Consider the following 21,840-nt stretch of genomic DNA (forward strand, 5'->3'; position numbering starts at 1 on the left):
GATTCGATCACGCGCGAGCTCGGTCAGGCTCTGCAGGTACCAACGCCTGCAGTTCGTCAGCGGCGTCGCCGAGCGCAGCGAACAGCGTGAGCTGATTGCGCGCACGCTCCAGATTGTGTTGCGGCCGTTCGATGCGGAAGTAGCGGTCGCCATCGAGATGGTCGGTGAGGAAGCGCAGCGCCATCACGCCGGTGATCAGTCGCGCGCCGAGCACGAGATTCGCGCGTTCGATCGCGCTCAGCACGGAGCCGCATCCCTCCACGTAGCCCGCAGCGAGCGCGGCGAACAGATCGCGGCGTACTTGGATGCGATCCAACTCGATCGAGTCCTCGGCCACCGGATTCACCAGGGTGCGCACCAGATCGCCGAAATCGAACAGCAGCGAACCGGGCATCACGGTGTCGAGATCGATCACGCAGGCGGCGTGGCCCTGCGCATCGAACAGGATGTTGTTCAACTTGCAATCGTTGTGGACGATGCGCCGGGGAAGAGTCAGCCGCTGCCACGCGGCGACGATCTCCGCGTAGGCTGCCGCGGCCTCGCATTCGGCGATGCAGCCGGTGGCGCGTCCGACACGATCGCCCGCGCGCGCGCGTTCGAAGGCGGCGTAGCGCGCGTCCGGGTCATGGAACGCGGGAATCACTTCGCCGACCGAGTCGGCCGGCAGCCCGTCGAGCGCACGCGCGAACGCGCCGAAACCGCGGCCGGCCTCGCGGGCCATGGCCGGTTCGCTGACGGTATCGTGCGTGCACGTATCCGGCAGATAGGCATACATGCGCCACCAGCTCGCGTCGGGCAGAACCAGCGCGGGCGCACCGCCGAGCGTGGGCAGCAACTCCAGCACCGAGTAGGCATAGCGTCCGGCGGCGCGTTCGCGACCGAGATGTGCGGTCACCGCGTGGCAGTTGCGCATCACCCGATCGGGGCTGCGGAACACCTCGACGTTCAGACGTTGCAGCACGCGTTCGCGTCCGCCGTCGCGTACGCACAAGGTGCGATTGATCAGGCCGTTGCCGAGCGGGTTGAACTGCGCGCGCGGACTCAGGCCCCATGCGCTCGCGATCGCGTCGCGCGTCGTGGCATCGGGAAATGTGTCGATCGCATCCATGCTCAACCCCACAAGTGCGGTGGATAGCGGCCGACGGCATGCAGCGCGGCGAGACGTGCGGCGACGGCGTCGGCGTCGGCGGGATAAGTCACGCCGAGCCAATCGTCGCGGCTGTCGAGCACGCGCAGGCGCCGGCCATTCGCGGCGAGATAGCGGTCGATCGCGGCAGGCAGGAAATATTCGTCGTCGTCGCCGGCGCCAGCGAGGAAATCGCGCAGACCGGTTTCGAGCGTCGGCAGCAGGTCGGGCAGCAGGCCCCAGCAGTTCAGCGAGACGATCGCCTCGGCGGCCAGCGGCTGTCGCGCGTTCCGCACATCGAGCCCGCCCAGCCTGCCCGCGTCGACACGAATATCGGTGTACTCGACGATGCCGGCGAGATCGCCACGGTCGTCCAGCGCACAGAGGCCGCGATTGACGCCACCGTGCGCGGATAGCGTGCGCCCGAGGCGATAGCCGACCATCGCCGGTCCGTGAGCGCGAACGAAGTGCCCGGCGAGAAGTGAAAATGCAGCGGCGCCGTAGTAGTCATCGGCGTTGATCACCGCAAACGGCCGATCGAGCACATCGCGGCAGCACCACAGCGCATGGCCCGTGCCCAGCGGCTTGCGGCGCGCGGCCGATGGCCGGCAACCTGCCGGCACGCAACTCAGGGTCTGTTCGACGAAGGCGATGTCGGCGCGACTGCCGATATGCGGTGCCAAGCGCTGCGCCAGCGCGCCGCGCAGTTCCGCGCGGATGACCAGCACGATGCGCGTGAAGCCGGCGGCGAGCGCATCGTGGATCGCGTACTCGATCAGCCATTCACCGCCGGGGCCGAGCCCGGCGAGTTGCTTGTCACCGCCGAAGCGACGGCCAAGGCCGGCGGCGAGTATGACCAGGATGGGACCCGCCGCGTTCACTGCGCAACCGCCGAAAGACGGGCGAGCGCGGGACGGCGCGCATCACGCAGGGAGGCGCCGCGCAGGTCGGGGCGTGGTGTCGGGAAATGCTGATCCACGGGGTACCGTTCGGGAAGAATCCACTTTGGCGCGCCGCGGGATTCCGCTCCGCCACGTCGGTGGCTACGAGCGCGCTGTCCGGCCGCGAAGCCGTGATTAGAACAGAAACGGACGCGGCGCTTCAGCATGACAATGCGGCGCCGTGCGAAGGTTCCGTCGCCATGTCCGCGCGCTCAAGGGTGGCGCTTGTTCTCGGCTGCACCACGCCAGCGAAAACAGGTCCAGCCATCTGGACGTCCAGATGCGAACTGCGCGACGGTTTCGAAAAGATTTCAAAAGAAACTGTTGACAGCCGGATGCGGTACACCGTAGGGTCAGCCACATGTCGCAGCGCAACACCCATGGCCGCATCGCCGAACGGCACCGTCTCCTGACGGTTGCCGGCATGCTGCGACTTCGCAGCCAGCTTCTTCTTGCCCTTGTACTCGTACTCCTTATTACCAACGGAGGTGCGGGCTGAGGGCGCGTGTCCAGGTAAAGCAAAACTAACCTGAATACCCCAAAGAACCCCGCACCCGGAAACGGATGTGGGGTTTTTTATTGCCTTCGGCGCCGCCCATAGCGGAGCCATCATGACCCCCAGCGACACACGATCTGACGACTGCAGCGACGCCAACGGCGCCGCCGCCGCTCGCGTACGGATCTTCGACACCACATTGCGCGATGGCGAACAAGCGCCCGGCTTCTCGATGGATCGCCGCGCGAAACTGCGCATGGCGCATGCGCTCGAGGCGCTCGGCGTCGACATCATCGAAGCCGGTTTTCCGCAGGCTTCGCCGGATGATTTCGCCGCGGTCGCGGAAATCGCCAGGGTGCTGCGGGCGCCCACCATCTGCGGCCTCGCACGCTGCCAGTCCGGCGATATCGATACCACGGCGCGGGCACTGGAACCGGCCCGCCATTCGCGTATCCACCTGTTCCTGTCGACCAGCCCGCCGCATCGCGAGCACAAGCTGGGCATGAGCAAGAATCAGGTGATCGATACCGCGGTGGTGGCGATCGAGCGGGCGCGCGGATTGTGTGATGAGGTGGAGTTCTCCGCCGAAGACGCGCTGCGCACCGAACCCGACTATCTGGCCGAAGTGTTCAGTGCTGCCGTCGCCGCCGGCGCCACCACGCTGAATGCACCGGACACGGTGGGCTACACCACACCCGGCGAAATCGCCGAGCTGTTCGCGTATCTGCGCCGGCACGTGCGTGATGCGGACAAGGTGATCTTCTCCACCCATTGCCACGACGACCTCGGCATGGCCGTTGCGAACAGCCTGGCCGCGGTGAGCGCGGGTGCGCGCCAGGTGGAGTGCACCATCAACGGCATCGGCGAGCGCGCCGGCAATGCGTCGCTTGAGGAAATCGTGATGGCGCTGCGCGTGCGGGCACCGTACTTCGGCGTCGGCACCGGCATCGATACGCGCAAGCTCTACCCGACATCGCGCCTGCTGACCCAGATCACCGGGCAGGCCGTGCCACGCAACAAGGCCGTGGTCGGCGAGAACGCGTTCGCGCACGAGTCGGGCATCCACCAGCACGGCATGCTCAAACACCGCGGCACCTACGAAATCATGCGGCCACAGGATGTCGGCATCGCCGAAACACGGCTGGTGCTGGGCAAGCATTCCGGCCGCCACGCGCTGCGCCAGCGCCTGCAGGCGCTGGGGCACACGCCGGACGATGCGGCGCTGGACGATCTCTTCGTCCGCTTCAAGGCGCTGGCCGACAAGAAGCGCGAAGTGCATGACGAGGATCTGGAAGCGCTCGCGCTCGGACAGGACCCCGATGTCGCCGGCCCGTGGCGCATCGTGCACCTCAACACCAGTTCGCATCTGGGCGGCAGCGCTTCGGCCTCGGTGAGGCTGGCCCACGACGACGGCCACGAAGTCGGCGAGGCCGCGATCGGCGACGGCCCGGTGGATGCCGTGCTGCGCGCGATCGAGCGCGCCACCGGTGCCGATCTCGAGCTCACCCAGTTCCAGGTGCGTGCTGTCAGCGAAGGTGGCGACGCACAAGGCCAGGCCCAGCTCACCGTGCGCCACCTCAAACGCGACTGGCGCGGCAACGGCGTCAGCACCGACATCATCGAGGCGACCGCGCTGGCCGCACTCGCCATCGTCAACCGCATCGAACGACAGGGCGCCTCACGTCTCGATGCTCCTATTGAAGAGTGCGGCCATGGAAGGCCGCTTTTTGACCTTCGCGCGAATGGACGCGCGCAAAAGGAGATCACGCAATGACCACGCCATTCCTCTGGCACAACGGCTGCATCAAGCCCTGGACCGAAGCCACGGTCCACGTCAGCACGCACGCGCTGCACTACGGCTCCTCGGTGTTCGAGGGCGAACGTGTCTACGCAACGCCGCAAGGCCCGGCGTACTTCCGCCTGGCCGACCACACGCGCCGGTTGTTCGCATCCGCGCGCGTGTACGAGATCGAGATCGGCTACCGCGAGGACGAAATCAACGCGGCCTGCCTGGAGCTGATCCGCGCGAACCGGATGAAGTCGGCCTACGTGCGCCCGATCGTGTTCCGTGGCGCCGGCGGCCTCGGCGTGCTGCCGAGCGACGACACGCCGGTGGACGTGGCGATCATGGCGCTCGACTGGGGCGCCTATCTCGGCAGCGCGATCGAGCGCGGCGCGGATGTCTGCGTGTCCTCGTGGCAGCGGCCCGCGCCGAATACCTTCCCGAGCTGGGCGAAGGCCGGCGGCAACTATCTCAGCAGCCAGCTGATCGCGCTCGAGGCACGTCGCGGCGGCTACGCGGAAGGCATTGCGCTCGGCCACAACGGCCTGCTCAGCGAAGGCGCCGGCGAGAACCTGTTCCTGGTGAAGAACGGAAAGCTGGTCACCCCGCCGACCAGCGCCGGCATCCTCGCCGGCATCACGCGCGAATCGGTGATCACGTTGGCCGCGGACCTCGGCATCGAGGTCGAGGAGCGCGATCTTCCGCGCGAGGCGCTGTATTGCGCCGACGAAGTGTTCATGACCGGCACCGCCGCCGAGATCACGCCGGTGCGCTCGGTCGATCGCAAAGCCGTCGGAGCGGGCAACCCCGGACCGATCACCAAGGCGCTGCAACGGGCGTTCTTCGGTCTGTTCGACGGCAGCACCGAGGATCGCTGGGGCTGGCTGACAGCGGTGCACGACAAGGCGCAGAGCCAAGTCGTCCCGGCGATCGATGAGGAGCGCAGCCATGGAGGGCCGCTTCCTGATTCTCGCGCTCATGGACGAGCGCAAGAAGAGAGGGCCATCGCATGACGGCGCAAACGCTGTTCGAGAAAGTCTGGGACGCGCACGTGGTTGCGCCCGAGTCCGGCGATGCCCCGGCGATCCTCTACATCGATCTGCACCTGGTCCACGAAGTGACCTCGCCGCAGGCGTTCAGCGAACTGCGCGAACGCGGCCTCGCGCTGCGTCGACCGGATCGCATGCTCGCCACGCTCGACCACTCCACGCCGACCTTGCCGGCGATTGCGGACGGCGAGCGGCCGTATGCGAACGCCGAGGCGAAGGCGCAGGTCGCGCAACTGGAAGCGAATTGCCACGAGTTCGGCGTCGAGCTGCACGGCTGGGACAGCGCCGAGCGCGGCATCGTGCACGTGATCGGCCCCGAGCTTGGCGCGACCCAGCCGGGCATGACCATCGTCTGCGGCGACAGCCACACCTCCACGCACGGTGCATTCGGCGCGCTCGCGTTCGGCATCGGCACCACCGAGGTCGGCCATGTGATGGCCACGCAGTGCCTGCTGCAGCGCAAGCCGAAGACGCTGGCGATCCACGTGGACGGCCGCCTGGAGCGCGGGGTCGGCGCGAAGGATCTGATCCTGCACATCATCGGCGAGATCGGCGTGGATGGCGGCACCGGCTACGTCATCGAGTATCGCGGCGACGCCATCGAAGCGATGTCGATGGACGAGCGCATGACCGTCTGCAACATGTCGATCGAGGCCGGCGCGCGCGCGGGATTGATCGCACCGGACGACACCACGTTCGCATGGCTCAAGGACCGCCCGCGCACTCCACAAGGCACAGCATGGGACACCGCCGTGCAGCGCTGGCGCGCACTGCGCAGCGACGACGGCGCGCGATACGACCGCGAAGTGCGCATCGACGCGGGCAAGGTGCGCCCGACCGTCACCTACGGCACGCATCCGGGCATGGCGATCGCGATGGACACACCGGTGCCGGCCGCACACACCGCGCAGGATCGCCGCGCGCTCGATTACATGCAGAGCAAGCCGGGCCAGCCGATGCAGGGCACACCGGTGGACGTGGTGTTCGTCGGCAGCTGCACCAACTCGCGTCTGTCCGATCTGCGCGAAGTGGCACGTGTGCTGCGCGGGCGCCGCATCGCCGACGGCGTGCGCATGCTGGTGGTGCCCGGCTCCGAAACCGTGCGTCGCGATGCGGAACGCGAAGGACTGCACCACGTGTTCATCGAAGCCGGCGCCGAATGGCGCGTGCCGGGCTGTTCGATGTGCATCGCGATGAATGGCGATCTGGCCCAGCCGGGGCAACTGGTGGTGAGCACCTCCAATCGCAACTTCGAAGGCCGCCAGGGCAAGGGCGCACGCACCGTGCTGGCCAGCCCCGCAACGGCCGCCGCGTCCGCGCTGGCCGGCGTGATCGCCGATCCGCGCGAATACCTGCCCCAGGAGCAAGCCGCATGAAACCGGTCACCCGCCTCCACTCGCGCACAGCCGTGCTGGCCGACGAGAACATCGATACCGACCGCATCATCCCGGCGCGTTTCCTCACCACTACCGAGCGCACCGGACTTGGACGCCTGTGCTTCCACGACTGGCGTTATCAGTCCGACGGCAGCGACAACCCGGCCAGGGAGAATCCGGATTTCCCGCTGAACTCGCCGCTGGCACAAGGCTGCTCGATCCTGGTCGCCGGGCGCAACTTCGGCTGCGGCTCGTCGCGCGAGCACGCACCGTGGGCACTGCTCGACTACGGCATCCACGCGGTGCTGTGCAGCGAGATCGCGGACATCTTCCGCAACAACGCATTGAAGAACGGCCTGCTCGCGATCGTGATCGACGCCGCCGAACACCGCTGGCTGCTCGATCACCCGGGCATCGAGCTGATCATCGACGTGCGCGAGCAGACCATCGAGCTGCCTGACGGCGGACGCATCCAGTTCCAGCTCGAGCCGTTCGCGCGCCATTGCCTGCTGCACGGCGTGGACCAGCTCGGCTATCTGCTGCAGCACGCGGATCAAATTGATGCGTTCGACCGTGAACGCGAACGTCAGGAAGCGGCCATCCATGGCTGCACTCCTCAACAAAAGCAGCTTCGATCAAATGGAGTGAATGCATGAAAGCGCACATCGTCACTCTGCCCGGCGACGGCGTCGGCCCCGAAGTCACGGCGGCGGCGGTCGCCGTGCTCGATGCGGTCGCCGCGCATTTCGATCACGACTTCCGTTTCGAGGAGCACCCCATCGGCGGCTGTGCCATCGATGCCAGCGGCGATCCGCTGCCGCCGGCATCGCTGGCTGCGTGCAAGGCCGCCGACGCCGTGTTGCTGGGCGCCGTCGGTGGCCCGCGCTGGTCCGATCCGAATGCGCGGGTGCGTCCCGAACAAGGTCTGCTGGCGCTGCGCGCCGCGCTCGGCGTGTATGCCAATCTGCGTCCGCTGCAGGTGCATCCGGCACTCGCTGCGCTGTCGCCGCTGAAGAACGAGAAGTTGAAGCACGTCGACGTGCTGTTCGTGCGCGAACTCACCGGCGGCGCCTACTTCGGCGCGAAGACGCGCACCAGCGATAGCGCCTCCGACGAATGCCGATACACCGTCGCCGAAGTCGAGCGCGTGGTGCGACGCGCGTTCGAACTCGCGCGCGGTCGCCGCCGGCACGTCACCTCGGTGGACAAGGCCAACGTGCTGGAAACCTCGCGCCTGTGGCGCAGCACGGTGCAGCGCATCGCCGCCGACTATCCGGACGTGAAGGTCGAGCATCAGCTGGTCGATTCGATGGCGATGCTGCTGCTGACCCAGCCGAGCCGCTACGACGTGGTGGTCACCGAGAACCTGTTCGGCGACATCCTCACCGACGAAGCCGCGGCGCTCGCCGGCTCGCTCGGCCTGCTGCCCTCGGCATCGCTGGGCGACGGCAGGAGCGGCCTCTACGAACCGATCCACGGCTCCGCGCCGGACATCGCCGGCCAGGGCGTCGCCAATCCAGTCGGCGCGATTCTCTCGGCCGCATTGCTGCTGCGTCATTCGCTGAGCCTGGAGCGCGAGGCCCTCGCGGTCGAAGCCGCCGTCGATCGCGTGCTGAGCCACGGCCCGCACAGCCGCGATATCGGTGGCAACGCCGGCACCGCGCAAGTGCGCGACGCCGTGCTCGCCGCACTGGAAGAGGACGCGTGCGCGTCCGTCACCTTTCTGCGCTGGAGCCGGGCCTGCGGATGAACACGCCTCCCGATCAACCAACCGGAACACCCATGCGCAGCGATCTCATCAAGAGCGGCCCCGACCGCGCTCCTGCCCGCGCCATGCTGCGCGCCACCGGATTGGACGATGCCGCCATCGCCAAACCGCTGGTGGCCGTGGTGCATACGTGGTCCAACGTCAGCCCATGCAACCTCAACCTGCGCGACCTGGCCGAGCATGTCGCCGCCGGCATCCGCGCCAGCGGGGGTACGCCGATCGAGTTCAACACGATCGCGGTGACCGACGGCATCGCGATGGGCACGCCGGGCATGCGCGCTTCGCTGATCAGCCGCGAGGTGATCACCGATTCCATCGAACTGGCGGTGGATGGTCACTGCCTCGACGCGATGGTGGTGCTGTGCGGTTGCGACAAGACCATCCCCGCCGCGGCCATGGCGATGGCGCGCCTCGACATCCCGAGCGTTGCGCTGTACGGCGGCAGCATCGCGCACGGCACGCACGACAACCATCCGATCACGATCCAGCAGGTGTTCGAGGCGGTCGGTGCGCATGGCGCGGGCAGGATCAGTGATGAGGAACTGACATCGGTCGAACGCGACGCCTGCCCCGGCGCCGGCGCCTGCGGTGGCCAGTTCACCGCGAACACGATGGCGATGGTGCTGTCGACGCTGGGCCTGTCGCCGCTGGGCTTCAACGACATTCCCGCCACGCATCCGGCCAAGGCCGTCGCCGCACGTCGCTGCGGCGAACTGGTGATGGATTGCCTGCGCGAGCGGCGCACGCCACGCGCGCTGATCAACCGCACCGCACTGCGCAACGCGGCACGCATGGTTGCTGCCACCGCCGGCTCCACCAACGCGGTGCTGCATCTGCTCGCGATCGCGCGCGAAGCCGGCGTGCCATGGACGCTGGAGGATTTCGAACCGGCCTCGAAGTACACGCCGGTGATCGCGGATCTCCTGCCCGGCGGGCGCTACACCGCCGTCGAACTGTTCGGCGCCGGCGGCAGCGCACGCGTGGCGCAGGAACTGATCACTGCCGGCATGCTCGACGACGCGCCCACGGTCACCGGCCGCAGCCTGTTCGCGGAAGCTGCCGCGGCACCGCGTGCGCAGCATCAGGATGTCGTGCATCCCGTCACGCAACCGCTGAAGCCGCGCGGCGGCTATTCGATCCTCTACGGCAACCTCGCGCCCGAGGGCTGCATCCTGAAACTTGCCGGGAAGGGCGCCAGCCACTTCGATGGCCACGCGCGCGTGTTCGAGAGCGAGGAGCAGGCGTTCGCCGCCGTGCAGGGTGGCCGCATCGCCAAGGGCGACGTGATCGTGATCCGCAACGAAGGTCCCGCTGGTGGACCGGGCATGCGCGAGATGCTCGGCGTCACCGCCGCGCTGATCGGACGTGGCCTCGGCGACGACGTCGCCCTGATCACCGATGGCCGCTTCTCCGGCGCCACGCACGGTTTCATGGTCGGCCACATCGCACCGGAAGCCGCGCGCGGCGGCCCGATCGCGCTGCTGCGTGACGGCGACCGCATCCGCATCGACGCCGACCGCCGTGAACTCGCCACCGACGCGGACCTCGTCACACGCCGCGCGACCTGGCAGCCGCCGCCACCGAAGGTTACCCGCGGCGCGCTCGCGAAATACGCGCGCCTGGTCGGCTCCGCTTCCGACGGCGCCACCACGCACCCGGACACTGCAGTTGCCCCACCCACACACGCCCAAATCACCGCTACCGAAGGAGCCCCCGCATGAACAGCAGCACTTCCAACCCCGCTCTGGCCAAGGCCCGCATCGCCGTGCTCGGCTATGGCAGCCAGGGCCGCGCCCACGCCCTCAACCTGCGCGATTCCGGCCTCGACGTCGTGGTCGGCCTGCGCCAGGGCGGACCCTCGTGGCAACGCGCACGCGCCGAAGGCTTCAACGTCGCCGAGCCGGCCGATGCAGTGAAAGGCGCCGATCTGGTCGCGGTGCTCACGCCCGACATGGTGCAACCTGCGCTGTATCGCGAAGCGATTGCGCCGCACATCAAACCCGGCGCGGCCTTGCTGTTCGCGCACGGCTTCAACGTGCACTTCGGGCAGATCGCACCGCGCGCGGACATCGACGTGGTGCTGGTGGCTCCGAAGGGTCCGGGCGCGCTGGTGCGCAGCGAGTACGAGCGTGGTCGCGGCGTGCCCTGCCTGTACGCCGTGCATCAGAACGCCAGCGGTCACGCCGAGGCGAAGGCCAAGGCGTACGCCGACGGCATCGGCGGCGGCCGCGCGCTGCTGATCGAGACCGACTTCAAGGAAGAAACCGAAACGGATCTGTTCGGCGAGCAGGCCGTGCTGTGCGGCGGTGCCAGCGAACTGGTGGTGAAAGGTTTCGAGACGCTGGTCGAAGCCGGCTACAAGCCGGAGATCGCGTACTACGAGGTGATGCACGAGCTGAAGCTGATCGTCGACCTGTTCTACGAGGGCGGCCTGAAGCGGATGCTGGAGTTCGTCTCCGAGACCGCGCAGTACGGCGACTACGTGAGCGGCCCGCGCGTGGTCGACGCCGGCACCAAGCAGCGCATGAAGGCGGTGCTCACCGACATCCAGGACGGCACCTTCGCGCGCAACTGGATCGCCGAATACCAGGCGGGCCTGCCGAACTACAAGCGCCTGAAGCAGGCCGATCTCGATCATCCGATCGAACAGGTCGGCGCGAAGCTGCGCGCGCGCATGCCGTGGCTGCAGAACGCCACGCCGAAGCCTGCGGCCGAGCCGCTCAAGAAGGTCGGCTGACCCGTTCGAGTCCTCTCCCCTGCCGCGCGGGGGAGAGGGGAGCTGCCACCCCGTACTTTGAGGAATCACTGCCCGTGCATGCGCAATCGTTGAAAGCCGTCCCCGAAACCGATCGTCACCCGCTCGCCGGCCGCGCCATGAGCGGAGCCGAGACGGTCGTGCAGGTGCTGGCCGACGAAGGCGTCGACGTGCTGTTCGGCTATTCCGGCGGCGCGATCCTGCCGGTGTACGACGCGGTGTTCCGCTACAACGCCACCCACCTGGGATCGAACGGTGGCGAGCCGATGCCGCTGATCGTGCCGGCCAACGAGCAGGGCGCCGGCTTCATGGCGGCCGGTTATGCGCGCGCTTCCGGCAAGGTCGGCGTGGCCATCGTCACCTCCGGCCCCGGCGCCACCAACATGGTCACGCCGGTGCGCGACGCGATGGCCGATTCGATTCCGCTGGTGGTGATCTGCGGCCAGGTGCCCACCGCCGCGCTCGGCAGCGACGCATTCCAGGAAGCGCCGATCAGCAACATCATGGGCGCCTGCGCCAAGCATGTCTTCCTGCTCACCGATGCGACACGACTGGAAGCGACGATGCGTACCGCATTCGAGATCGCGCGCAGCGGCCGGCCCGGCCCGGTGGTGGTCGACATTCCGAAAGATGTGCAGAACACACCGCTGACGTTCGCCGGCGAGGGGCAGCTGTCGATTCCCGGTTATCGCGCGCGCCTGCACGCACTGGACAATACCGTGTTGAGCGACGCCGACTGCGCGGCATTCTTCGCTGCGCTGGCCAAGGCGAGGCGTCCACTGATCTATGCCGGCGGCGGCATCATCGCGAGCGCGGCATCCGACGCGCTGCGCAGCTTCGTCGCGGACTTCGGCCTGCCGGTGACGACCACACTGATGGCTCTTGGCGCCTACGACACCACCGAACCGCTGGCGCTGCACATGCTCGGCATGCACGGCACGGCTTACGCCAACTACGCCGTGGAGGACTGCGACTTTCTGTTCGCGCTGGGAGCGCGCTTCGACGACCGCGTCGCCTGCGTGCCCGACAAGTTCGCGCCGTGTGCGAGGTTCATCGCACAGGTGGACATCGACCCGGCCGAGATCGGCAAGGTGAAGTCGGTGCACTGGCATCACCACGGCGATCTGCGGCGCACGCTGGAACGGCTGCACCAGTACGGCATGCGCCACGACGTTGGCAAAGAGCATCGCTATGCCGACTGGCATGCGGACGTCGCCGCACTGAAGCGCTCGCATGCACTGGACTACGATCGCGCCAGCCCGCTGATCCAGCCGCAAGCGGTGATCGAGGAGATCAATCGGCACACGCAGGGCCGCGCGATCATCAGCACCGGCGTCGGCCAGCATCAGATGTGGGCCGCGCAGTATTTCGATTTCCGCGAGCCGCGGCATTGGCTCACTTCCGGCTCGATGGGCACGATGGGTTTCGGCCTGCCGGCGGCGATCGGCGCGCAGTTCGCGCGGCGCGATGCGGTGGTGATCGACATCGACGGCGATGCCAGCATCCGCATGAACCTCGGCGAGCTGGAAACCGTCACCACCTACGGCCTGCCGGTGAAAGTCGTCGTGCTCAACAACATCGGCGACGGCATGGTGCGGCAATGGCAGAAATTGTTCTTCCGCGGCCGCTTCGCCTCGTCCGACAAGAGCCTGCACAAGAAGGACTTCATCAAGGCCGCGCAGGCCGATGGCTTCGAGTGGGCGCGACGGCTGGAACGCAAGGAGGAGCTGGCCTCGACCATCGCCGCATTTCTCGCGTTCGACGGCCCGGCCTTCCTCGAGGTGATGATCGACCCGGATGCCGGCGTCTATCCGATGGTCGGCCCCGGCGCGACCTACGCACAGATGATCACCGGCGATTTCATTCGCGCGCGTCATGCGTCCGCGCCGCATGACGTCATCCCGACCGGCATGTTCTGACGAGTGAGGCCCACCATGAGACACACCCTTTCCATCCTGTTGCAGAACGAAGCCGGCGCGTTGGTGCGCGTGGCGGGCCTGTTCGCCGCGCGCCATTGCAATATCGACTCGCTGACCGTCGCCACCACTCGCGATCCCGATGTGTCGCAGCTGACCCTGGTCATGCACGGTGCCGAAGCCACGGTCGAGCAGATCATCAAGCAGACGCGCAAGCTGGTCGATGTGCTCGAGGTCAACCGCCCCGTCGTGCGCGCGCATCCATGAATGCGCAGCTGGCCAGGCAAGCGGCGACCAGCGATGCCACGCCGACGGCCGAGCCGGCGCTGACCGATCACGAGCTCCTGCGCCGCACGCTCGTCTCGCACGTCTACGATGTCGCGCGTGAAACGGAGTTGGAGCCGGCGCCGCTGCTGACCGCGCGCCTCGGCAACCAGGTCCTGCTCAAGCGCGAGGACCAGCAGCCGGTGTTCTCGTTCAAGCTGCGCGGCGCCTACAACAAGATGGCGAATCTGGACGCCACACAGCGCGCACGCGGAGTGATTGCCGCTTCAGCTGGCAACCACGCACAAGGCGTCGCGGTGGCAGCGGCGAAGCTCGGCATACGTGCGGTGATCGTGATGCCGGTGACGGCGCCTCAGGTCAAGGTGGATGCGGTGCGCCGGTTCGGAGGCGACCGGGTCGAGATCGTGCTCGCCGGTGACTCGTACAGCGATGCACACGCCGTCGCCGCAAAGTTGCAGGCCGATCACGGATACGCCTTCGTGCATCCGTTCGACGATCCGGACGTCATCGCGGGGCAAGCCACGGTCGGCATGGAAATCCTGCGCCAGCATTCCGGCCCGTTGCACGCTATTTTCGTCCCGGTCGGGGGCGGCGGCCTGCTCGCCGGCGCCGCCGCCTATGTGAAGGCGCTGCGCCCGGAAGTGAAGGTGATCGGTGTGCAGATGGTCGATTCGGACGCGATGGCGCGCTCGCTGGAAACCGGCGTACGCATTGCGCTCGACGAGGTCGGCCTGTTCGCCGATGGCACCGCCGTGAAACAGGTCGGCGTGCGAACCTTCGAATTGTGCCGCCGGCACGTCGATGCGATGTTGCGGGTGGACAGCGATGCGGTCTCCGCCGCGATCCGGGACGTGTTCCAGGATACCCGCAGCGTGCCGGAGCCGTCCGGCGCGCTCGCCCTCGCCGGTCTCAAGCAGTACGTCGCCGCGTACCATCCGCGCGGCGAGACGCTGGTCGCAATCGTCTCCGGCGCGAACGTGAATTTCGACCGCCTGCGCTTCGTCGCCGAACGCGCCGAACTGGGCGAGCAGCGCGAAGCGGTGTTCGCGGTGACGATTCCCGAAGAGCGCGGCAGCTTCCGCCGCTTCTGCGCGATGCTGGGTCAGCGCGGCATCACCGAGTTCAACTACCGCATCGGCAACGCGACCGAGGCGCATATCTTTGTCGGCATCCAGATCCGCGACCGCAGCGAGAACGCCGTGCTGGCGGCCGCCTTTCGTGCGCACGGATTTTCCGCACTCGATCTCACCGACGACGAGCTGGCCAAACTGCACTTGCGCCACATGATCGGCGGACGTTCGCCGCTGGCGGGCGACGAGTGCCTGTACCGCTTCGAGTTTCCCGAACGCCCCGGCGCGCTGCCGCGCTTTCTGGGTCACCTGCACCCGGACTGGAACATCAGCCTCTTCCACTACCGCAACCAGGGCGCCGACTACGGCCGCATCCTGGTCGGCATCCAGGTACCGCCCGAGGAACGGCCGATGTTCCGACGATTCCTCGGTACGCTCGGCTATCCGCACCGGGACGAGAGCGACAATCCTGCCTATCGGCTATTGCTGCGCGAATGACGCGCATCGGTGCACGTCGGAGCGAATCATGGGCATGTCCGTGATCCCATCGAATCCCGGACAGTCGCCTCGGCCTATGCGGATGCGCTCATCGCCGAAACCTGGAAGCCGCTGCCGTGGAGGTCGGACGATTGTCGCGCTGTCGCATCAAGGCACTCTTCCATCCTGAATGGATTTTCAGAAGGCCTTAAGGTTGGGGTTAGCTTGTGCGCCTACATTGCCAGCATTCGCGTAGCGTGCGGAATAGCTTGAGAAGCCTGGGGAGTGATCGCTTTCCTCCCTTTGCAACATCCTGGCATGCACAAAGGAACAGAATGAGAACCCTGTCAAAGCTCGTCTCGGCTTCGCTGATTGCAAGTGCGGTCTCGCTTGCAACATTGACGACTGCCATAGCGCAGACTACCGCAACAGCATCTGCCTCCGAAAAGAGGGCAAAGAACTGGACACCGCCCACACACAAGATCTATGCACAGGTCTTGTCAGACCAGATCATAGCGGCGCATCCGGATCTCCTGAACGTGACGTTCCATGGTGTACCGCCCGGCCTGAAAGAGGTCTACACCATGTTCGCCGGCTCCTACCCCGAACGCATCGGCAACCCGGACGACCCGGACGACATTGACGTGATCACCAAGGGCATCACCATCGTCGATCCGCGATGGCATCGCGCCCGGGACGCGGTAAAGAAGTTCGTCGTGCAGTTACCACTGCGCGATGCGGCAGGCGAGAATGTCGGTCTGCTCGTGCTCGCCTACAAGCTCGATGCGAATCCGGGCAAGGGCGAGAAGGACTTCTTCCTCGCCGCCACCGCGTTGCGCGACAGCCTGCGAGCGCAAATCCCGAGCTACGCGGGTCTTTTCGAAGCAGCGAAATAAACCACGCTTGCCCTTCCTGCCAGGTCTGCCTCAGCCTGTTTTCGAGCGTATCCGTATAGGACTAGCCGATCGCCTCGCTGCGAGGCTGCACGAAAACGGAGTTGATCCTGTCCGACAACCATCCCGGCCTGCGCGTCAGCGCATTTTCTCAGCCGCCAGAATCCCGTGCTGCGTAGCCCGTTCCGCGGTTTGTTTCGCTGTGTTCACACGCTCATGATCACGCGTCGACTCACACGGACCGAGCGAGAGCGATCAGGGTCAGCGTTACCGTGATCGCACCGCCGATGCGCGTCGCGATCTGTGCGAACGGCATCAGTGTCATGCGGTTGGACGCAGTCAGGATCGCGACGTCCCCGGTGCCTCCCTGACCGCTATGGCAGGCATTCACGATCGCGGTCTCGATCGGATACATATTCATCCATCGGCCGACGAAAAAGCCCGTTGCCATCAGCGACATCACCGTGGCGACGATAGTGATGAGGTTGGCCCATGTGAAGGCCGAAACAAGCTTGTCCCATGGCGTCATCGCGACACCGATTGCGAACAACAAGGGATAGGTCACCGCGGTGGAAAAGAACTTGTAGACCACGAACGCGCCTTCCTGCAGCTTTGGCGAAACCGCTTGGGTCAGCTTCACCAGCACCGCGAGGAACAGCATCGTGACCGGCGCCGGGAACGCGAACAGCCTGAACGCAAGAAGACCCACGAGATAGAGCGAGACTGCCGTGACGCCGGCGGCGGCAATGTGCGAGACATCCATATGTCCGCTGATCTCTTCCTGCGCCGGATCCATGTCGTCGTGCTCGCCCGGTTGCAAGCGGCCTTTGCCTGTGAGTTGGGGATATCGTTCACCGACGTAGTTCAATAGTCCCGACAGCAGGATCGCGCTCAGACTCCCGAGCATCACCGAAGGCAGGATCTGCGCGAACAGATCGCCCTGCTGCTGATGCAGGATGCCTGCGTAACCCACCGAGAGTGGAATCGCCCCCTCCCCGACACCGCCCGCCATGATCGGAACGACGATGAAATAGAACGTGCGATATGCGCCCAGACCCAAGGCGATTCCGACTCCCGTGCCAACGATCATCGCGACGATCGATCCGCAGGCAAGTGGCACGAAGATCTTGACAAACCCCTTGATGAGCACGCAGCGATCCATGCTCAAAATGCTGCCGACGATGATCGCGGCGATGAACAGATACAGGAAGTTGGTCGACTTGGTGAAGTCCGTCACCCCCTTCACCAGCGTCTCGGGCAACAGTTTGTGGAATGCCAGAAACGACGGAATGAAGGTCGCGCATATTGCCGCTGCACCGACATGGCGCAGATACGGCAAACGTTTGCCGAACTCGCCGCAAGTGAAGCCGCCGACTGCAAGCACCGCAATCGCCACGTTGATCTCCGTCGGCAACCCGCCGGTGAGCACGAATCCCGCGATCAAGCCGAGCAGCAGCACATAGACCGGCAGCGGAATGACACCAATGCGCGCTTCCATCAGCTTCCACCAGCCGTTGGGCCAGATGGGTTCGACTTTCAGGGGCAGCGGTTGGCCCGCGGGAGGAACGTTGGTCGTCGGCATGTGCAATCCTGAGGCGTCACTTGCGTGAATAGGTGAGCACCGTAAACGTATCGTCGAAATACGTGTTCGGGTAAAACGCAGACACCGCGGTGTTGATCTTCTTCGCCGGATCAGCGGCTCCTTCGGCGGTCACCGTGTACACCTTCCCGGATTTCGGATCGAGCGCCATGGTGCGCGCATAGGGCCGGGTCGTATCCGCCTCGATGAGCGCGTACGAATTCGCGTCGACCTGTGCGTAGATCACCAGGTTCGCGTCCACACCGTTCGATGCATAGATCTGGCGCGACTGCGCATTGAATACCACGCCGTCGTTGCCGCGGCCGATCGGCAACGTGGTGACGACCTTGCCCGTCCCTGAATCCATGACGGCGAGTACCGGCTTGTCGCCGCGGCAACCGATGAAAATGCGCTGGTTCGTCGAATCGAACGCCAGCCCCGTAGGTTGGCTGCATCCGTCGATGTTCCACTCCGCCGCGACCTTGCGCCGCTTCACATCGACTTTCGCGACGCGATCCTTGTCGCGTTCCGCGACGAAGAGATTGCCCTGCCCATCAGGCGCGGATGCATCGAGTTTGTGGCTGTCCATCGCGAGTTGGCCGACGACCTTGCCCGTGCCGGCATCGACGAAGCCGAGCGCATGGCTGTCGCCCATCGTGAACACGAGCTGCCTGGTCAGCGGTTCATAGAAGACCGCGTCCGAGTCTTTGCCGAACTGAACGCGTTTGAGCGTCTTCAGCGTGGACAGCTTGAACATCGTCGTCGAGCCGTCTTCGTTCGCCGTATAGCCCCGGTCCAGTTCCGGAACCAATTTTATCGAACCGGCGCCCTTGGAATTTTCGATCGTCATGACCTCTTTCTTGGCGGCGACGTCGTAGACCATCACGCCATCACCGCGCCGGCCGATGTAGAGATACGAGCGCACCGGATCGAGTGTCACGTAATCCCAGTCCGGCGCGGCCCCCTTGAGCACGACCGCCGATTCGAGCCGGTAGAACGGTTGCGCGGAAGCCGCGGAGGAGAGAGAGAACAGCGCGGCCGCCGCCGCGAGCCAGCAGGTGTTGCGACAATCGTTACGGAGAGTGGACTTCGGCAAGTTCGCTTTCATGTCGTTCCGGATTCGTGGATGGCCGTCTGTACGCTGTGAAAAATGGAGAACGCACTGGATGTCGTTGCAGGCAACAGGGCGCAGGGGATGCGGCTCGCCGTCGAGCGTCCGCGGCGCCGCCGGTTTGCTGGGCACCTGCGAACACGCTCCGGGCTGTCATCGGGCTGGACGCCGTGTCCGCTGCTACCCAGGCATTCTTCAGAACTTGATGCTGGCGCTGACGTAGAACAGGCGCCCGAGCGGCGAGTAGGTCGACACGTCGGCGTTGTTGTCGGTGTAGGCCTGCGGCGCCAGAGGCGGCATGCGATTGCCGATATTGTTGATGCCTACTGCGACGTCCCACTCCTTGATGAACCGCCATCTTTCGCTCGGCGTTTCTACCGAATAAGCCGCGCGCAGGTCCCACGTTGCGTAGGCACCAACATGGATGCGTTTCAAGGTCGTGCTGTTGGCGAATACGATGCCGCCTGGGCCAATGTCGGTAACGGAAGAAATGAAGTTGTTGCCGAGCATCAGGTCCCACTTGTCATAGCGCCAATCGAACGACGTATAGAAATGGTATTTGGGGATCGTGCCCTGCACGCCGGTGCCGCCGTTGGTTACGTAGCCCGCGTATTCGTAGAAGGGCTGCCCGGGCAACGCCTGGAACTTGTAGTGCAGGAATATCGCGCCCGTGGTCGCGACCGAGAATGTGCCCGCGGTCTCGGTCGGATGTTCGTAGCTGCCGCTGATGTTGATCGACTGTTCCTTGATGCCGCCGAGATTGCGGAACTGGTCGATGGCATACAGGTTGAGCGAGCTTCCGCCGCCCTTGAGGTACGTCAGCAGATCGCCGGGATTCGTGAATGGCTGAGTCGCACCGCTCGCACCGGGAAAGTTGCCGACGCCGAGATTGGCGAAGAACGGTGACGCCGACCCGTACTGGTTGATGCTCTGCAGGATGTTGGTGAACCCGATCCCGCCGGGAAAACCCTTTTGCCGGATGTCGGAATAGTCGATCGTCAGGCGCAGCCCCTTGATGACTTCGGGCACGAGGGTTACGCCGATCGCCGCCGTCTTCGCCTTGCTGGGGTTCAAGTGCGGATTGTTGCCGTCTTCACCATTGATCGGCATGGCAGGTAATCCGAACACCGACTGGATGACCCCCGCACCGACGATGCGCGTATCGGTCGGACCGAACATCGCGTACAGCGTCGGCGCGGTAAACGACTTCGCGTAGGTACCGCGCACCGTGACCTGCGCGTCGAATGGCTGCCAGTGGAATCCGATCTTCGGTACCACCGAGCCGCCGACGTCGCTGTAGTGCTCCGCACGCACCGCCCCGATCAGGTCGAAATCGTGCAATCCCGGTGCGTTCCAGTCCGCGCCTGTGATTGGCACGCGTGTTTCAGCGTACAGCGCCGAAATATCGCGGCTGCTCGAGAACGGATCGGCATAGGTGCCGCCGATCCAGCGCTGAGCGGTCGGACCGGTGTTGTAGCCGTTCGCATCGGGGCGGCCCTTGAGGGACTCGGTACGGTAGCTTGCGCCGATGGCGAGACCGGCACGGCCGGCCGGAAGATCGAACAGACTGCCGACGATCTTCGCGTCGACCGCGCGCAAACGGCTCGATGCGTCGATGGTCTCGGTACCGTACAAGTTGTTCAGCGACCCGGCAATCACGCCGCTCGCGCGGGCAAACGGGTCGAGCGACGGAACGAATACGAGCGGGTTGGATTCGTTGTAGCCCGGTACGACCCCGCTGTACGTACCACCGGTGACGGGATTTCCGTTGGCGTCGTAGCCACCGGCGATCGCACGCGCGAGGTTGGGCTTGTAGATCAGCCCGCTCTGCTTTTGCGTGAGCAGACTGCTGCTGTACACATAGGCCGCTTCCCAGTTCCAATCGTCGGTGATCTCCCCGCGCAGCCCCAGGGTCACGCGCGTATCGCGGCTCTCGTTGTTGAAATTGTGGGTGAACGGCAAATAGCCGAACTGCACTTTGGGGAAGGCAGTCTTGAGGGGATCGTAGGGTGCGCCGGCGGGAACGTTGACCGCGGTCACGACAGGCAGGAATTGCGTGTAGCTCTTCGTTTTCGCCAGCTCGACATCACCGAACGCCGTCAGTCGGTTGTCCGGCAGCAAGGCCGAGTTGAATGTGGCTGCCAGCGCGTTCTGATCTTGCTTCAGCAGCAAGGTCTGGTACTTGGACAGGTCGTACGTACCCGCGATGCCGGCCGGCGTGCTTGCCGAATACGTGCCATTGTTGATCAGGTCGCCGATCGATCCTGCCGTTGCCGACGAGCCCGTCGGATTTCGATCGCGAGGCGAATCGAGGCTCGGATTGAGCAGCGCGCCGGGATTAAGTCCGTTCGCGCCGACCGCACCGGGAACCTGGGACGAGCGCCCGGTGAGCGGCGTCGAGAATGGGCGCTGGTTCTGGAACAACGGATCGGTGTGCGAGGTACTGCCCATCACGGTGATATTGCCGCCATGGATGGGCGTCCCGGCGACGAAATTCGCCGAGCGTTCCTGATAGCCACCTTCGGCGAACCCGAAGCGCGTGCCGATCTCGACACCTTCGTAATCGGACTTCAGAATGATGTTGACGACACCGCCGATCGCATCCGAGCCGTAGATGGCGGACGAACCATCGGTCAGCACCTCGATGCGGTCGATCGCCCCGACCGGAATCTGATTGACGTCGACGAAGCTCTTGCCACCGATACCGTTGATGCCGCTGGTAGCGACGCGGCGACCGTTGATCAGCACCAGCGTATCGAGATTGCGCAATTGCACCTGCGAGCCGCCCGCGGTGTTCTGGTTGTTGTTGTTCGCGTTGCTGTTGCCTGCATTGCCGCGCCCCGCGAACGAAGGGATCATCTTGCGCAGGATCTCGAGCACGTTCGCGCTCACACCGATGCGCTCGATCTGCTCGGAGCCGAGGATCGTCACCGGCACAGCAACGGCGTCCGGCGTGGTCGGCAGGTTCGAGCCCGTCACGGTGATCCCGGTGAGCGTCTGCGCTTCCTTTTTCCCCTCGCTGTCCTTGTCTCCCGGTTCGGCGTCCGACCTGTCCGGCATTGCTACCGCCGCGGTCGAGGTTTGCGCGGAAGCGTTCGCACTCAAGCCAATGCTGATGCAAAGGGCCAAGGTCGACATCGCACCCAACGATACCCATGCCTGACTTTTCATTGTCTCCCTCCCGAGGAGTTGCGGCGGCGCGACGGTGCGATCGG

Annotated in this window: 17 protein-coding genes; 11 read left to right on the forward strand and 6 right to left on the reverse strand. The window is 65.6% G+C overall.

Features of this window, described 5'->3' with window-relative positions; translation table 11 throughout:
• Positions 1-7: 7 nt before the first annotated feature.
• From ABD002_RS08720 to ABD002_RS08730, 3 genes are all read right to left on the reverse strand, one after another.
• Positions 8-1,108 (reverse strand): phosphotransferase enzyme family protein, encoded by a 1,101-nt coding sequence (locus tag ABD002_RS08720; RefSeq protein ID WP_343789631.1) that lies wholly within the window; start codon positions 1,106-1,108, stop codon positions 8-10.
• A gap of 2 nt (positions 1,109-1,110) precedes the next feature.
• On the reverse strand, positions 1,111-2,007 hold the full coding sequence (locus ABD002_RS08725) for an NTP transferase domain-containing protein (protein WP_343789634.1): 897 nt from the start codon (positions 2,005-2,007) through the stop codon (positions 1,111-1,113).
• Positions 2,008-2,227: 220 nt separating this feature from the next.
• Positions 2,228-2,677 carry a hypothetical protein gene (locus ABD002_RS08730; RefSeq protein WP_343789637.1) on the reverse strand — a complete coding sequence of 150 codons (450 nt, stop codon included), beginning with the start codon at positions 2,675-2,677 and terminating at the stop codon, positions 2,228-2,230.
• Between the two features lies 1 nt (position 2,678).
• Between ABD002_RS08730 and ABD002_RS08735 the strand changes: the two genes are divergently transcribed.
• From ABD002_RS08735 to ABD002_RS08785, 11 genes are all read left to right on the forward strand, one after another.
• Positions 2,679-4,337, forward strand: a complete 1,659-nt coding sequence (locus ABD002_RS08735) for a 2-isopropylmalate synthase (protein ID WP_343789640.1) — start codon at positions 2,679-2,681, stop codon at positions 4,335-4,337.
• Positions 4,334-5,359, forward strand: a complete 1,026-nt coding sequence (locus ABD002_RS08740) for a branched-chain amino acid transaminase (protein ID WP_343789642.1) — start codon at positions 4,334-4,336, stop codon at positions 5,357-5,359. Before ABD002_RS08735 ends, ABD002_RS08740 begins: the two co-directional genes overlap by 4 nt.
• The gene (gene leuC, locus ABD002_RS08745) at positions 5,356-6,771 is read left to right on the forward strand and encodes a 3-isopropylmalate dehydratase large subunit (protein WP_343789645.1); all 1,416 of its coding nucleotides are present in this window, start codon (positions 5,356-5,358) and stop codon (positions 6,769-6,771) included. Before ABD002_RS08740 ends, leuC begins: the two co-directional genes overlap by 4 nt.
• Positions 6,768-7,427, forward strand: coding sequence for a 3-isopropylmalate dehydratase small subunit (leuD, locus tag ABD002_RS08750; RefSeq protein WP_343789648.1), 660 nt, complete (start codon positions 6,768-6,770; stop codon positions 7,425-7,427). The genes leuC and leuD overlap by 4 nt, the downstream gene beginning before the upstream one ends.
• On the forward strand, positions 7,424-8,521 hold the full coding sequence (gene leuB / locus ABD002_RS08755; RefSeq protein WP_343789651.1) for a 3-isopropylmalate dehydrogenase: 1,098 nt from the start codon (positions 7,424-7,426) through the stop codon (positions 8,519-8,521). The genes leuD and leuB overlap by 4 nt, the downstream gene beginning before the upstream one ends.
• 32 nt (positions 8,522-8,553) lie before the next feature.
• Complete coding sequence (ilvD, locus tag ABD002_RS08760; protein WP_343789654.1) at positions 8,554-10,260, forward strand: dihydroxy-acid dehydratase; 1,707 nt, start codon at positions 8,554-8,556, stop codon at positions 10,258-10,260.
• Positions 10,257-11,276 carry a ketol-acid reductoisomerase gene (gene ilvC, locus ABD002_RS08765; RefSeq protein ID WP_343789657.1) on the forward strand — a complete coding sequence of 340 codons (1,020 nt, stop codon included), beginning with the start codon at positions 10,257-10,259 and terminating at the stop codon, positions 11,274-11,276. The genes ilvD and ilvC overlap by 4 nt, the downstream gene beginning before the upstream one ends.
• 137 nt (positions 11,277-11,413) lie before the next feature.
• On the forward strand, positions 11,414-13,213 hold the full coding sequence (gene ilvB / locus ABD002_RS08770) for a biosynthetic-type acetolactate synthase large subunit (protein WP_343790179.1): 1,800 nt from the start codon (positions 11,414-11,416) through the stop codon (positions 13,211-13,213).
• A 15-nt stretch (positions 13,214-13,228) separates the two neighbouring features.
• The gene (ilvN, locus tag ABD002_RS08775) at positions 13,229-13,477 is read left to right on the forward strand and encodes an acetolactate synthase small subunit (RefSeq protein WP_343789660.1); all 249 of its coding nucleotides are present in this window, start codon (positions 13,229-13,231) and stop codon (positions 13,475-13,477) included.
• A complete protein-coding gene (gene ilvA / locus ABD002_RS08780; protein WP_343789662.1) occupies positions 13,474-15,063 on the forward strand; it encodes a threonine ammonia-lyase, biosynthetic in 1,590 nt (529 codons plus the stop codon). The genes ilvN and ilvA overlap by 4 nt, the downstream gene beginning before the upstream one ends.
• A 476-nt stretch (positions 15,064-15,539) precedes the next feature.
• Positions 15,540-15,938 (forward strand): hypothetical protein, encoded by a 399-nt coding sequence (locus ABD002_RS08785; protein WP_343789665.1) that lies wholly within the window; start codon positions 15,540-15,542, stop codon positions 15,936-15,938.
• A 229-nt stretch (positions 15,939-16,167) separates the two neighbouring features.
• On the opposite strand, the gene ABD002_RS08790 is transcribed toward ABD002_RS08785, so the two are convergent.
• The 3 genes from ABD002_RS08790 to ABD002_RS08800 all read right to left on the reverse strand — a co-directional run bounded on the left by ABD002_RS08790 (position 16,168) and on the right by ABD002_RS08800 (position 21,796).
• Positions 16,168-17,517, reverse strand: a complete 1,350-nt coding sequence (locus ABD002_RS08790; protein WP_343789668.1) for a 2-hydroxycarboxylate transporter family protein — start codon at positions 17,515-17,517, stop codon at positions 16,168-16,170.
• 16 nt (positions 17,518-17,533) lie between these two features.
• Positions 17,534-18,622, reverse strand: a complete 1,089-nt coding sequence (locus ABD002_RS08795; protein ID WP_343789671.1) for a YncE family protein — start codon at positions 18,620-18,622, stop codon at positions 17,534-17,536.
• A 198-nt stretch (positions 18,623-18,820) separates the two neighbouring features.
• Positions 18,821-21,796 carry a TonB-dependent receptor plug domain-containing protein gene (locus ABD002_RS08800; RefSeq protein WP_343789674.1) on the reverse strand — a complete coding sequence of 992 codons (2,976 nt, stop codon included), beginning with the start codon at positions 21,794-21,796 and terminating at the stop codon, positions 18,821-18,823.
• Between the last annotated feature and the right edge of the window lie 44 nt (positions 21,797-21,840).

This window comes from Dokdonella soli, from assembly GCF_039523175.1.
In the GTDB taxonomy this organism is placed as follows: Bacteria; Pseudomonadota; Gammaproteobacteria; order Xanthomonadales; family Rhodanobacteraceae; genus Dokdonella_A; species Dokdonella_A soli.

Coding starts and splice junctions, on each gene's coding strand:
- ABD002_RS08720 (WP_343789631.1), bottom strand. CDS start 1,108: ATGGATGCGATCGACACATTTCCCGATGCCACGACGCGCGACGCGATC.
- ABD002_RS08730 (WP_343789637.1), bottom strand. CDS start 2,677: ATGGCTCCGCTATGGGCGGCGCCGAAGGCAATAAAAAACCCCACATCC.
- ABD002_RS08735 (WP_343789640.1), top strand. CDS start 2,679: ATGACCCCCAGCGACACACGATCTGACGACTGCAGCGACGCCAACGGC.
- ABD002_RS08740 (WP_343789642.1), top strand. CDS start 4,334: ATGACCACGCCATTCCTCTGGCACAACGGCTGCATCAAGCCCTGGACC.
- leuC (WP_343789645.1), top strand. CDS start 5,356: ATGACGGCGCAAACGCTGTTCGAGAAAGTCTGGGACGCGCACGTGGTT.
- leuD (WP_343789648.1), top strand. CDS start 6,768: ATGAAACCGGTCACCCGCCTCCACTCGCGCACAGCCGTGCTGGCCGAC.
- leuB (WP_343789651.1), top strand. CDS start 7,424: ATGAAAGCGCACATCGTCACTCTGCCCGGCGACGGCGTCGGCCCCGAA.
- ilvD (WP_343789654.1), top strand. CDS start 8,554: ATGCGCAGCGATCTCATCAAGAGCGGCCCCGACCGCGCTCCTGCCCGC.
- ilvC (WP_343789657.1), top strand. CDS start 10,257: ATGAACAGCAGCACTTCCAACCCCGCTCTGGCCAAGGCCCGCATCGCC.
- ilvB (WP_343790179.1), top strand. CDS start 11,414: ATGAGCGGAGCCGAGACGGTCGTGCAGGTGCTGGCCGACGAAGGCGTC.
- ilvN (WP_343789660.1), top strand. CDS start 13,229: ATGAGACACACCCTTTCCATCCTGTTGCAGAACGAAGCCGGCGCGTTG.
- ilvA (WP_343789662.1), top strand. CDS start 13,474: ATGAATGCGCAGCTGGCCAGGCAAGCGGCGACCAGCGATGCCACGCCG.
- ABD002_RS08790 (WP_343789668.1), bottom strand. CDS start 17,517: ATGCCGACGACCAACGTTCCTCCCGCGGGCCAACCGCTGCCCCTGAAA.
- ABD002_RS08795 (WP_343789671.1), bottom strand. CDS start 18,622: ATGAAAGCGAACTTGCCGAAGTCCACTCTCCGTAACGATTGTCGCAAC.
- ABD002_RS08800 (WP_343789674.1), bottom strand. CDS start 21,796: ATGAAAAGTCAGGCATGGGTATCGTTGGGTGCGATGTCGACCTTGGCC.